The organism is Pseudomonas sp. TE6283, assembly GCF_054060555.1.
The window spans coordinates 268,406-280,544 of record NZ_JBSSDH010000005.1; the positions used below are offsets into that span (position 1 = coordinate 268,406).

Sequence of the window (12,139 nt, forward strand, 5' to 3'; positions counted from 1 at the left end):
AAGCTGCATCCTGCGGCTATTCGCCGGTTTTTCGTCACCGGTTTCTGGAGGAAAGATGCGTAGCCTGGTCTTGCTGCTGGCGCTGATGGCGTTGGGCGGCTGCATGAATGTCAGCGATATGGGGGAGGGCGTCCGTTACCACATGAGTGATGCGGGCTTGCTGGACCACAGCGACACCACCCGTACCCTGTCGATCCGCCTGCAGCCGGACTCGTTCATCTTCATCGGCCAGGGCGCATTCGTGCCGCCGGGCAAGGGGCCGGTGCCACGGCAGAACGCAGTGGCCGAGGAGGCCTTCAAAAGCTTCGTCGAGTACTTCCCGCTGGTGCGTCGCGCCCAGGGGCCGCTGGGTCTGGAAGACGCGATCGCCGAGGCCCGCGCGGTGGGTGCCGACTATGTGCTCTACACCCGTTTCGCCCGCACCGACGATCGCATCGGCAACGGTGACGAGTGGTATGACGAGCAGGCTGTCGATCGCCTGGGCTGGGACCGTGGCGTGGTGCAGATGATGCTGATCGAGACCAGCACGCGCTACCTGATCGACACCGCGCGTATCAAGAGTCGCGGCGGTTTGTTGACGTTCCACGACAACACGCCACAGGATTTGCTTGCCGCGCCGATGCGCGAGTACGCTCGTAGCCTTCTGGGCATGAGCAACTGAGCGAGCGTGTCATGAGCGATTCCGGCAAGGCCAACGATCTGCTGGCGCAGATCCCCGCGCACAAGGGGCTGCCCCCGGTGCACCTGTGGAACCCGGACTTCTGCGGTGACATCGACATGCGGATCGCCCGGGACGGGACCTGGTACTACCTGGGGACGCCGATCGGTCGCAAGCCGATGGTGCGGCTGTTCTCTACCATCATTCGGCGTGACGGGGACGACTACTTCCTGGTTACGCCGGTGGAGAAGGTCGGGATCCGGGTCGATGACGCACCATTTGTCGCCGTGCTACTGGATGTCGAGGGCAGCGGGGAGCAGCAGGTGCTGCGGTTTACCAGCAATGTCGACGACCAGGTCGAGGCTGGGCCTGGCCATCCGCTGCGGGTTGAGCTCGATCCGGTTACCGATGAACCTTCTCCTTACCTGTTGATGCGCGAAAACCTTGAAGCGCTGGTGCATCGCAATGTGTTCTATCAGTTGGTGGAACTGGCGGTTTCCCGGGAGATCGACGGGGAGGAGTGGCTTGGGGTTTGGAGTCGGGGAGAGTTTTATCTTATTGGGCGCAATGGGTAGTGGTTTTTCTGGGCTTCCATAGCCTCTTTCAAAGGCAGCTTAATGGGTTGGCCGATTACCGATTGCGCGGTGGTTTTGTAAGTTGCATGCGCATTCATTGGCAATGTCGACGCTTGTTCGACCTTGCAGAAGGGTGAGTGAGCGGCGACAGCACTAATAAGTGCATATGCAGAAATCAAAGCCCACACTCCTGCCCGAGCCCGAGCCCGAGCCCGAGCCCGAGCCCGAGCCCGAGCCCGAGCCCGCCCCCCTCGAAAAACCCACCCCCAGAAAAGTTGGAAAGCTTCTTGCAAAGGCAGCGCCAGCCGCCACACAGGCGTCAAAGTTTTGCTTGAAGAGGAATCGCGGTGGATCGCACTCAGTTAATCAGCAGCGCCCGTAACAACCTGGCCGGTCTCGGCCGGGGCAACCTCGGCGTGCCGCTGCTCCTGCTGGTGATGCTGGCAATGATGATGTTGCCGATCCCGCCGTTCCTGCTCGACGTGTTCTTCACCTTCAACATCGCCCTGTCGATCGTGGTCTTGCTGGTCTGCGTCTACGCCCTGCGTCCTCTGGATTTCGCCGCGTTCCCCACCATCCTGCTGGTGGCCACGTTGCTGCGCCTGGCGCTGAACGTCGCTTCCACCCGGGTGGTCATGCTCCACGGCCAGGAAGGCCACGGCGCCGCGGGCAAGGTGATCCAGGCCTTCGGTGAAGTGGTGATCGGCGGCAATTACGTCGTCGGTGCGGTGGTGTTCGCCATCCTCATGATCATCAACTTCGTCGTGGTCACCAAGGGCGCCGGGCGCATCTCCGAGGTGAGCGCGCGCTTCACCCTCGATGCCATGCCCGGCAAGCAGATGGCCATCGACGCCGACCTCAACGCTGGCCTGATCGACCAGGCCCAGGCCAAGTCCCGTCGCGCCGAGGTCGCCCAGGAGGCCGAGTTCTACGGCTCCATGGACGGTGCCAGCAAGTTTGTCCGCGGTGACGCCATCGCCGGCCTGCTGATCCTTTTCATCAACCTCATCGGCGGCATGCTCATCGGCATGCTGCAGCACAACATGACCTTTGCCGATGCTGGCAAGGTCTATGCCCTGCTGACCATCGGTGACGGTTTGGTGGCGCAATTGCCATCGCTGCTGCTGTCCACCGCGGCCGCGATCATGGTCACCCGCGCCTCGGGCTCCGAGGACATGGGCAAGCTGATCAACCGGCAGATGTTCGACTCGCCGAAGGCCCTGGGCGTGTCGGCAGCGCTGATGATCATCATGGGCCTGGTCCCAGGCATGCCGCATGTCGCCTTCCTCAGCCTCGGCGCACTGGCCGGTGGCGGCGCTTACCTGGTATGGAAGAAACAACAGAAGGCCAAAGTCGTCGCCCAACAGGAGGCCCAGCGCCAGCAGGACCTGCTGCCATCGCCCCAGCGCGCCATGGAAACCAAGGAGCTGGGCTGGGACGACGTCACCCCCATCGACATGATCGGCCTGGAAGTCGGCTATCGCCTGATCCCGCTGGTGGACCGCAACCAGGGCGGCCAGCTGCTGGCGCGGATCAAGGGTGTGCGCAAGAAGCTGTCCCAGGACCTGGGCTTTCTCATGCCCACCGTGCACATACGCGACAACCTCGACCTGCAACCCAGCGCCTATCGTCTGACCCTGATGGGCGTGATCCTGGCCGAAGCCGAGATCTACCCGGACCGGGAGCTGGCGATCAACCCCGGTCAGGTGTTCGGTACCCTCAACGGCATCGCCTCGCGCGATCCGGCGTTCGGCCTGGAGGCGGTGTGGATCGATGTCGGCCAGCGCGCCCAGGCGCAGTCGCTGGGCTATACGGTGGTCGACGCCAGCACCGTGGTCGCCACCCACCTCAACCAGATCCTGCAGAAGCACTGCCACGAGCTGATCGGGCACGAGGAGGTGGTGCAGCTGCTGCAGGTGCTGGCCAAGGTCTCGCCGAAACTGGCCGAGGAGGTGGTGCCGGGTGTCATTTCCTTGTCGGGCCTGCTCAAGGTCTTGCAGGCGTTGCTCGCCGAACAGGTGCCGGTGCGTGACATCCGCAGCATTGCCGAAGCCATCGCCAACAACCCGACAAAGAGTCAAGATACCGCCGCGCTGGTGGCGTTGGTGCGGGTCGGATTGTCTCGCGCCATCGTGCAAAGCATTGTCGGCGTTGAGTCCGAGCTGCCTGTGATCACTCTGGAGCCAAGGTTGGAACAGATCTTGCTCAATAGTCTGCAAAGGGCCGGGCAGGGTCAGGAAGATGGTGTTCTTCTTGAGCCGAGCATGGCCGAAAAGCTTCAGCGCTCGTTGATCGAGGCGGCCCAGCGTCAGGAAATGCAGGGTCAGCCGGCTATCCTCCTGGTTGCCGGCCCGATCCGCGCCATGCTGTCGCGCTTCGGTCGCCTGGCAGTACCGAATTTGCATGTTTTGGCGTATCAGGAAATACCTGACAACAAGCAAGTCACCATCGTTGCCACCGTGGGCCCGAACGGCTGAGGTAGTGGGTTATGCAAGTTAAGCGTTTTTTCGCCGCCGATATGCGTCAGGCCATGAAGCTGGTCCGGGATGAGCTCGGCTCCGACGCCGCCATCATCGGCAACCGGCGCATCGCTGGCGGTGTCGAACTGACGGCTGCGCTGGACTACAAACTGTCCGCCCTGGCCCCACGCGTGCCCAATGCGGAGCTCGAGGACGAGCTGCGCAAGACCCAGTCGCGCATCGTCACCGCCCAGGCCGAACTGACCGGGCGCGGCGATGCCGTCGAGGGCGGCAACCGTCAGTTGTTCGCCGGTCAGTCGCTGACTGCGTCCGAACCGTTGATCGAGCCGCATGTCGACGAGCCCGCGCCGGTTGTCGCCGCGGCGCCGGCTCCGGTCGATCCGCGCCTGTTCGACGCCATGCGCTTCGAACTGACCGGTCTGCGCGAGCTGCTGGAAGTCCAGCTCGGTTCGCTCGCCTGGAGTCAGTTGCAGGGCAGCAAGCCGCAGCAGGCCAACCTCTGGCGCCGCCTGCAGCGCCTCGGTCTGTCCGGCGGCCTGGCGCGCGAACTGCTCGACCTTACTGCCGAGATCGAAGACCCGCGTCACGCCTGGCGCATGGTCCTGGCGCACCTGGCGCGGATGATCGACATACCCGAGATCGAACCGATCGAGGAGGGCGGGGTCATCGCCATGGTCGGCCCGGCCGGCATGGGCAAGACCACCACCCTGGCCAAGCTGGCCGCGCGCTATGTGCTCAAGTACGGCGCGAACAACCTGGCGCTGGTGAGCATGGACAGCTTCCGCATCGGTGCCCAGGAGCAGCTCAAGACCCTGGGGCGCATCCTCAATGTGCCGGTCACTTATGTCGATCCGGGCGAGTCGCTGGCCCAGGCGTTGGAGCCGCTGCTGCGCAAGCGCGTGGTGCTGATCGACACCGCCGGCCTGCAGGCCAGCGACCCGGCGCTGCGCATGCAGCTCGAGACCCTGGCCGGGCGTGGTATCGCCGCCAAGAATTACCTGGTGCTGGCGACCACCAGCCAGAAGCAGGTGCTCACCGCCGCCTACCACAGCTACAAGCGCTGTGGCCTGGCCGGTTGCATCCTGACCAAGCTCGATGAAACGGCATGCCTCGGCGAAGTGCTGAGCCTCGCCATCAGTCATGAACTACCGGTGGCCTATCTGACCGATGGGCCGCGCATTCCTGACGACCTGCAACTGCCGCGCAAGCACCAGCTGGTGAGTCGCGCGGTCAGTGTGCAGTTGCAGGACGAGCCCAGCGACGAGGCCATGGCCGACATGTTCGCTGATCTCTACCACAACCCTGGCAAGCGTGCGGGTTGAGGGTGAATACTGTGCAAAGTACCTACATCATGGGGTTGCCCGGCCGGACCGTGGCCTTGAACGTTCAGCCCCTCATGTGGCCTGGGTCCAAGCGAGACAAGGTAAAGAACAGACATGGGTAGCATGCATCCCGTACAGGTGATCGCCGTGACCGGTGGCAAAGGTGGCGTCGGCAAGACTAACGTTTCAGTGAACCTGTCTCTGGCGTTGGCCGAGCTCGGCCGCCGGGTCATGTTGCTGGACGCCGACCTGGGCCTGGCCAATGTCGACGTTCTGCTGGGGCTCACGCCCAAGCGTACCCTGGCCGATGTCATCGAGGGGCGTTGCGAGCTGCGCGATGTGCTGCTGCAGGGGCCCGGCGGTGTGCGCATCGTCCCGGCGGCCTCCGGCACCCAGAGCATGGTCCACCTGGCGCCAGCCCAACATGCCGGCCTGATCCAGGCCTTCAGCGAGATCGGCGACAACCTCGACGTGCTGGTGATCGACACCGCTGCGGGTATTGGTGACTCGGTAGTCAGCTTCGTCCGCGCCGCCCAGGAGGTGCTGCTGGTGGTGTGCGACGAGCCTACCTCGATCACCGATGCCTACGCCCTGATCAAGCTGCTCAACCGCGACTACGGGATGAATCGCTTCCGCGTGCTGGCCAACATGGCCCAGAGCCCGCAGGAGGGGCGCAACCTGTTCGCCAAGTTGACCAAGGTCACGGATCGTTTCCTCGACGTCGCCCTACAATACGTCGGCGCCGTGCCGTACGACGAGTGTGTGCGCAAGGCCGTGCAGAAGCAGCGGGCGGTCTACGAGGCCTTCCCGCGATCCAAGTGCGCGCTGGCCTTCAAGGCCATTGCGCAGAAGGTCGACAGCTGGCCGCTGCCTGCCAACCCGCGCGGACACCTGGAATTCTTCGTCGAGCGCCTGGTGCAGCCCACCAGTGCAGGGCCGGTGCTATGAACGCGAGCGGTTTCAAGATGTACAGCAAGGCCGCCAAGGACGCTCAGTACGAGCTGATCGAGCGCTATGCGCCGCTGGTCAAGCGCATTGCCTACCACCTGCTGGCGCGTTTGCCGGCCAACGTCCAGGTCGAGGACCTGATCCAGGCCGGGATGATCGGCCTGCTGGAAGTGGCCAACAAGTATGACGCCAGCAAGGGCGCCAGTTTCGAAACCTATGCCGGCATCCGCATCCGCGGCGCCATGCTCGACGAAGTGCGCAAGGGCGACTGGGCACCGCGCTCGGTGCACCGCAACACGCGTATGGTCAGCGACGCGATTCGCTGTGTTGAAGCAAAGACAGGGCGCGACGCTAAAGATCACGAGGTTGCTGCCGAACTCCAATTGAGTCTCGATGATTACTACGGGATTCTGAACGACACCTTGGGCAGTCGCCTGTTCAGTTTCGACGACCTGCTGCAGGACGGCGAACACGAGGGGCTGCACGAGGACGGAGCCAGCGGCCAGCTGGAGCCATCGCGGGACCTGGAAGACGAGCGCTTCCAGGCCGCCCTGGCCGATGCGATAGCCAACCTGCCGGAGCGCGAGCGCCTGGTCCTGGCGCTGTACTACGACGAAGAGCTGAACCTCAAGGAAATCGGTGAGGTCCTGGGGGTCAGCGAATCGCGTGTCAGCCAGTTGCACAGCCAGTGCGCGGCGCGTCTGCGCAGCCGCCTGGGGGAATGGCGGGCGCGTTGAACCAGGTTTGATGCAGTCGTTTTTTTGTGGTGCCGAATTGATTGAGCGCGCGCTCGGCGCCGAGCGCGTTTAAGACTGCTTGGAGGTCTAATTGAACAAAGACATGAAAATCCTCATCGTTGACGACTTTTCGACGATGCGGCGGATCATCAAGAACCTGTTGCGTGACCTGGGTTTCACCAACGTCAAGGAAGCTGATGACGGCAACACGGCACTGCCGATGCTCACCAGCGAACACTTCGACTTCCTGGTTACCGACTGGAACATGCCGGGCATGACCGGTATCGACCTGCTGCGTGCTGTTCGCGCGGACGAGCGCCTCAAGCACCTGCCGGTACTGATGGTCACCGCAGAAGCCAAGCGCGAGCAGATCATCGAAGCTGCCCAGGCCGGCGTCAACGGCTACGTGGTCAAGCCTTTCACCGCCGTGGCGCTGAAAGAAAAGATCGAAAAGATCTTCGAACGCGTCAACGGCTGAGTCACGTCTGGGGGGCGCAATGGAGTCAACCAACAACTCTTTGGGTGAGTTCGAATCAACCCTTAAGAAGCATGCCCAGGAACTGGTCGAGAGCCTCGAGCGCGGCCGGTTCGGTGATGCGGTACAGCTGATCCACCAACTGAACCAGACCCGCGATCGCGGGCTGTATCAGGAAGTCGGCAAGCTTACTCGCGAACTGCACAGTGCAATCGTCAACTTCCAGATCGACCCGTCCATGCCGCAGGCCGAGGAAGTGTCGCAGATTACCGACGCCACTGAGCGCCTCTCCTACGTGGTTCGCCTCACCGAAGGTGCGGCCAACCGCACCATGGACCTGGCAGAGGCCTGCACCCCGGTGCTCAACGATCTCGCCGCCGAGGCCCAGAGCCTGTCCGCCGATTGGCAGCGGTTCATGCGCCGTGAGGTGGCAGCGCCGGAATTCCGTGAGTTGGTCAAGCGTGTGGACAGTTTTCTGACGCACAGCGCCGAAGGTAATCAGAAGGTCGCCGGCCATCTCAACGATATCGTCCTGGCCCAGGATTATCAGGATCTCACCGGCCAGGTGATCAAACGGGTGACCGCGCTGGTCACCGAAGTCGAAAGCAATCTGCTCAAGCTCGTGCTGATGGCAAGCCAGGTCGACCGCTTTGCCGGGATCGAACATGACCACCAGCAGCTGCGCGCTGAAAAAGATCAAGAAAAACATCCGACTCGGGGTGAAGGTCCGCAGATTCATGCCGATAAGCGTGAAGACGTCGTGTCCAGCCAGGACGATGTCGACGATCTGTTGTCCAGCCTGGGTTTTTAAGGAGCACGTTTAATGAGCTTCGGCGCCGATGAAGAAATCCTCCAGGATTTCCTGGTAGAAGCCGGCGAAATCCTCGAGCAACTGTCCGAGCAATTGGTCGAGCTGGAAAGCCGGCCCGATGACGCGGACCTGCTCAATGCGATTTTCCGCGGTTTCCACACTGTAAAAGGGGGCGCCGGCTTCCTTCAGCTCAATGAGTTGGTGGAGTGCTGCCACATTGCCGAGAACGTGTTCGACATCCTGCGCAAAGGTGAGCGCCGGGTTGACGCGGAACTGATGGACGTGGTGCTGGAGGCCCTCGACACGGTCAACAGCATGTTCGGCCAGGTGCGCGAACGTACCGATGTCACGCCGGCCACGCCGGAGCTGCTGGCGGCGCTGTCGCGCCTGGCCGAGCCCGGTGGCGCCGAAGCCCCGGCCCCGGTGGTCGAGGCGGCGCCCGTGGCCGAAGCCCCGGCTGCCGAGCCCGACATCACCGATACCGAGTTCGAGCAACTGCTCGACTCGCTCGATGCGGTCAAGGCTGAAGCTCAGGTTCATGAGCAACTGCAGGGTGAAGAAATCAGCGGCGGCGGTGACGAGATCACCGATGCCGAGTTCGAGTCGCTGCTCGACCAACTGCACGGCAAGGGCCAGTTCTCGGCCGATGCCGCCGTCAGCGCGCCCGCGCCAGCCACTCCGGCCAGCGACGAGATCACCGACGACGAGTTCGAATCGCTGCTCGACCAGTTGCACGGCAAAGGTACCTTCGCCGTCGACGCATTGCCAGGTGCCGCCGCGGCAGCGGCCAGCGCGGCACCCGCCGCGGGCGACGAGAGCATCAGCGAACACGAATTCGAGGCCCTGCTCGACCAGTTGCACGGCAAGGGCAAGTTCTCCAGTGACGCGGTCACCGCCGAGGCGCCTGCCGCCGTCGCCGCGCCTGTCGCGGCCAAGGCCGAGGTCAAGCCCGTTGCCAAGCCGGCTCCTGCGCCCGCCGCGGCACCGGCTGCGGCCGCCAAGCCTGCCGCCCCGGCTCGCGCTCCTGCGCCGGCCGCCGAGAAGCATGGCGCCAGCGAAGCGGAAACCACCGTGCGGGTCGATACCGCGCGTCTGGACGAGATCATGAACATGGTCGGCGAACTGGTGCTGGTGCGTAACCGCCTGGTGCGCCTGGGGCTCAACAGCGGCGACGAGGCCATGTCCAAGGCCGTGTCCAATCTCGACGTGGTCACCGCCGACCTGCAGACCGCGGTCATGAAGACCCGGATGCAGCCGATCAAGAAAGTCTTCGGCCGCTTCCCGCGCCTGGTTCGCGACCTGGCCCGCCAGCTCAAGAAAGAGATCAACCTGGAGCTGGTCGGTGAAGAGACCGACCTCGACAAGAACCTGGTGGAAGCCCTGGCCGACCCGTTGGTGCACTTGGTGCGCAACGCCGTTGACCACGGCGTCGAGATGCCCGACGAGCGCGAGGCCTCCGGCAAGTCGCGCATGGGCCGGGTGGTGCTGTCCGCCGAGCAGGAGGGTGACCACATCCTGCTGTCTATCTCCGACGACGGCAAGGGCATGGACCCGAGCATCCTGCGCGCCAAGGCCGTGGAAAAGGGCCTGATGGACAAGGACGCGGCCGATCGCCTGAGCGAGTCGGACTGCTACAACCTGATCTTCGCCCCGGGTTTCTCGACCAAGACCGAGATCTCCGATGTGTCCGGCCGCGGCGTCGGCATGGACGTGGTGAAGACCAAGATTTCCCAGCTCAACGGTTCGATCAACATCTTCTCGGCCAAGGGCCAGGGCTCGAAGATCGTCATCAAGGTGCCGCTGACCCTGGCGATCATGCCGACCCTGATGGTGATGCTGGGCAACCAGGCGTTCGCCTTCCCGCTGGTCAACGTCAACGAGATTTTCCACCTCGACCTGTCGCGCACCAACGTGGTCGACGGCCAGGAAGTGGTAATCGTGCGCGACAAGGCGCTGCCGCTGTTCTACCTCAAGCGCTGGCTGGTCCAGGACCACGAGCATGAGGAGCAGCACGAAGGCCATGTGGTGATCCTGTCGGTCGGCACCCAGCGCATCGGCTTCGTCGTCGACCAACTGGTCGGTCAGGAAGAGGTGGTGATCAAGCCGCTGGGCAAGATGCTGCAGGGGACCCCGGGCATGTCCGGCGCGACCATCACCGGTGACGGCCGGATCGCGCTGATCCTCGACGTTCCGAGCATGCTCAAGCGTTACGCCGCCCGGCGTATTTGATTTCGGCGGCGCGCCCTGGCGGGTGCGCCGCCTAATGGAGTGTTTATGGCAGTCAAGGTCCTGGTGGTGGATGATTCCGGTTTCTTCCGCCGCCGTGTCTCGGAAATTCTCTCGGCGGACCCGACGATCCAGGTCGTGGGTACCGCGACCAACGGCAAGGAAGCGATCGACCAGGCGCTGGCGCTCAAGCCCGATGTCATCACCATGGACTACGAAATGCCCATGATGGACGGCATCACCGCGGTGCGGCACATCATGCAGCGCTGCCCGACGCCGGTGCTGATGTTCTCCTCGCTGACCCACGAAGGCGCCCGTGTCACCCTCGACGCCCTGGACGCTGGCGCGGTCGACTACCTGCCGAAGAACTTCGAGGACATCTCGCGCAACCCGGAAAAGGTCAAGCAGCTGCTGTGCGAGAAGGTCCACACCATCTCGCGCAGCAACCGTCGTTTCAGCGCCTATTCCAGCCCGGCGCCCGCCGCCGCGCCGGCCAGCAGCCATGCGCCGGCCAGCAGCTTCGCCAGCACCGCGCCGGCGCGCACGGCCGCTCCGGCCCGCGCCGCGGCACCGGCCGCCGCGCATTCGCCGGCGCCCAAGCGCAAGCCCTACAAGCTGGTCGCCATCGGCACCTCCACCGGTGGTCCGGTGGCGCTGCAGCGGGTATTGACCCAACTGCCCGCCGGATTCCCGGCGCCGATCGTGCTGATCCAGCACATGCCGGCGGCCTTCACCAAGGCCTTCGCCGAGCGCCTGGACAAGCTGTGCAAGATCAGCGTCAAGGAAGCCGAGGACGGTGACGTACTGCGTCCGGGCCTGGCGTTGCTGGCCCCGGGTGGCAAGCAGATGATGGTCGACGGCCGTGGCACGGTGAAGATCCTGCCGGGCGACGAGCGCCTGAACTACAAGCCTTGTGTCGACATCACCTTCGGCTCCGCCGCCAAGTCCTATGGCGACAAGGTGCTCTCGGTGGTGCTCACCGGCATGGGCGCCGACGGTCGTGAAGGCGCGCGCCTGCTCAAGCAGGGTGGCAGCACCGTATGGGCGCAGGATGAAGCCAGCTGCGTGATCTATGGCATGCCCATGGCCATCGTCAAGGCCAACCTGGCCGATGCCGTGTACAGCCTGGACGAGATCGGCAAGCATCTGGTCGAGGCGTGCGTCTGATGGATGTGTTGAGCCTGATTGGCCTGATCCTCGCCTTTGTCGCCATCGTTGGTGGCAACTTCATGGAGGGCGGCCATGTCGGTGCGCTGATCAACGGCCCGGCGGCGTTGATCGTGCTCGGCGGTACCCTGGCGGCGGCATTGCTGCAGTCGCCGCTGTCGTCCTTCAAGCGTGCCCTGCAGATCGTCCGGTGGATCTTCTTCCCGCCACGGGTCGACCTGGCCGGGGGCATTGACCGCGTGGTGAACTGGAGCCTGACCGCACGCAAGGAAGGCCTGCTGGGCCTGGAGGGCGTGGCCGACGCCGAGCCCGATCCCTATGCGCGCAAAGGCCTGCAGCTGCTGGTCGACGGCGCCGAGCCGGAAGCCATCCGCAGCATCCTCGAGGTTGACTTCCTGACCCAGGAAACCCGCGACATCCAGGCCGCCAAGGTGTTCGAGAGCATGGGCGGCTATGCGCCGACCATCGGCATCATCGGTGCGGTGATGGGGCTGATCCACGTGATGGGCAATCTGGCCGACCCGTCGCAGCTGGGTAACGGCATTGCCGTGGCCTTCGTCGCCACCATCTACGGCGTGGCCAGCGCCAACCTGATCCTGCTGCCGATCGCCAACAAGCTCAAGGCCATCACCCTGCGCCAGTCTCGCTATCGCGAGATGCTGCTCGAGGGCCTGCTGTCGATCGCCGAAGGCGAGAACCCGCGCTCGATCGAGCTGAAGCTGCAAGGCTTCATGGAGTAA

General features: G+C 63.9%; 11 protein-coding genes. All 11 read left to right on the plus strand.

The window, feature by feature from the left end; genetic code table 11:
* Positions 1 to 55 precede the first annotated feature (55 nt).
* The 11 genes from ACVWZ5_RS10150 (at position 56) to ACVWZ5_RS10200 (ending at position 12,139) form a co-directional block, all read left to right on the plus strand.
* Positions 56 to 661, plus strand: a complete 606-nt coding sequence (locus ACVWZ5_RS10150) for a DUF4823 domain-containing protein (protein ID WP_028691000.1) — start codon at positions 56 to 58, stop codon at positions 659 to 661.
* Between the two features lie 11 nt (positions 662 to 672).
* Complete coding sequence (locus ACVWZ5_RS10155; protein WP_062573297.1) at positions 673 to 1,233, plus strand: DUF1285 domain-containing protein; 561 nt, start codon at positions 673 to 675, stop codon at positions 1,231 to 1,233.
* Positions 1,234 to 1,580: 347 nt separating this feature from the next.
* Positions 1,581 to 3,710, plus strand: a complete 2,130-nt coding sequence (gene flhA / locus ACVWZ5_RS10160) for a flagellar biosynthesis protein FlhA (RefSeq protein WP_096048357.1) — start codon at positions 1,581 to 1,583, stop codon at positions 3,708 to 3,710.
* An 11-nt stretch (positions 3,711 to 3,721) separates the two neighbouring features.
* A complete protein-coding gene (gene flhF / locus ACVWZ5_RS10165; protein ID WP_062573299.1) occupies positions 3,722 to 5,035 on the plus strand; it encodes a flagellar biosynthesis protein FlhF in 1,314 nt (437 codons plus the stop codon).
* A 114-nt stretch (positions 5,036 to 5,149) separates the two neighbouring features.
* Positions 5,150 to 5,983, plus strand: coding sequence for a flagellar synthesis regulator FleN (fleN, locus tag ACVWZ5_RS10170; RefSeq protein ID WP_016393812.1), 834 nt, complete (start codon positions 5,150 to 5,152; stop codon positions 5,981 to 5,983).
* Positions 5,980 to 6,720, plus strand: a complete 741-nt coding sequence (fliA, locus tag ACVWZ5_RS10175) for an RNA polymerase sigma factor FliA (RefSeq protein ID WP_028691004.1) — start codon at positions 5,980 to 5,982, stop codon at positions 6,718 to 6,720. The genes fleN and fliA overlap by 4 nt, the downstream gene beginning before the upstream one ends.
* 103 nt (positions 6,721 to 6,823) lie before the next feature.
* The gene (locus ACVWZ5_RS10180) at positions 6,824 to 7,198 is read left to right on the plus strand and encodes a chemotaxis response regulator CheY (RefSeq protein ID WP_172402424.1); all 375 of its coding nucleotides are present in this window, start codon (positions 6,824 to 6,826) and stop codon (positions 7,196 to 7,198) included.
* A gap of 19 nt (positions 7,199 to 7,217) precedes the next feature.
* Positions 7,218 to 8,006 carry a protein phosphatase CheZ gene (locus tag ACVWZ5_RS10185; protein WP_028691006.1) on the plus strand — a complete coding sequence of 263 codons (789 nt, stop codon included), beginning with the start codon at positions 7,218 to 7,220 and terminating at the stop codon, positions 8,004 to 8,006.
* 12 nt (positions 8,007 to 8,018) lie between these two features.
* Positions 8,019 to 10,235, plus strand: coding sequence for a chemotaxis protein CheA (locus ACVWZ5_RS10190; protein WP_062573300.1), 2,217 nt, complete (start codon positions 8,019 to 8,021; stop codon positions 10,233 to 10,235).
* A 45-nt stretch (positions 10,236 to 10,280) separates the two neighbouring features.
* The gene (locus ACVWZ5_RS10195; protein ID WP_062573301.1) at positions 10,281 to 11,399 is read left to right on the plus strand and encodes a protein-glutamate methylesterase/protein-glutamine glutaminase; all 1,119 of its coding nucleotides are present in this window, start codon (positions 10,281 to 10,283) and stop codon (positions 11,397 to 11,399) included.
* The gene (locus ACVWZ5_RS10200) at positions 11,399 to 12,139 is read left to right on the plus strand and encodes a flagellar motor protein (RefSeq protein WP_062573302.1); all 741 of its coding nucleotides are present in this window, start codon (positions 11,399 to 11,401) and stop codon (positions 12,137 to 12,139) included. Before ACVWZ5_RS10195 ends, ACVWZ5_RS10200 begins: the two co-directional genes overlap by 1 nt.

What these genes read in the sequence shown, in the direction of transcription:
- ACVWZ5_RS10150 (WP_028691000.1), top strand. Translation starts at nt 56, where the DNA reads ATGCGTAGCCTGGTCTTGCTGCTGGCGCTGATGGCGTTGGGCGGCTGC.
- ACVWZ5_RS10155 (WP_062573297.1), top strand. Translation starts at nt 673, where the DNA reads ATGAGCGATTCCGGCAAGGCCAACGATCTGCTGGCGCAGATCCCCGCG.
- flhF (WP_062573299.1), top strand. Translation starts at nt 3,722, where the DNA reads ATGCAAGTTAAGCGTTTTTTCGCCGCCGATATGCGTCAGGCCATGAAG.
- fleN (WP_016393812.1), top strand. Translation starts at nt 5,150, where the DNA reads ATGGGTAGCATGCATCCCGTACAGGTGATCGCCGTGACCGGTGGCAAA.
- fliA (WP_028691004.1), top strand. Translation starts at nt 5,980, where the DNA reads ATGAACGCGAGCGGTTTCAAGATGTACAGCAAGGCCGCCAAGGACGCT.
- ACVWZ5_RS10180 (WP_172402424.1), top strand. Translation starts at nt 6,824, where the DNA reads ATGAAAATCCTCATCGTTGACGACTTTTCGACGATGCGGCGGATCATC.
- ACVWZ5_RS10185 (WP_028691006.1), top strand. Translation starts at nt 7,218, where the DNA reads ATGGAGTCAACCAACAACTCTTTGGGTGAGTTCGAATCAACCCTTAAG.
- ACVWZ5_RS10190 (WP_062573300.1), top strand. Translation starts at nt 8,019, where the DNA reads ATGAGCTTCGGCGCCGATGAAGAAATCCTCCAGGATTTCCTGGTAGAA.
- ACVWZ5_RS10195 (WP_062573301.1), top strand. Translation starts at nt 10,281, where the DNA reads ATGGCAGTCAAGGTCCTGGTGGTGGATGATTCCGGTTTCTTCCGCCGC.
- ACVWZ5_RS10200 (WP_062573302.1), top strand. Translation starts at nt 11,399, where the DNA reads ATGGATGTGTTGAGCCTGATTGGCCTGATCCTCGCCTTTGTCGCCATC.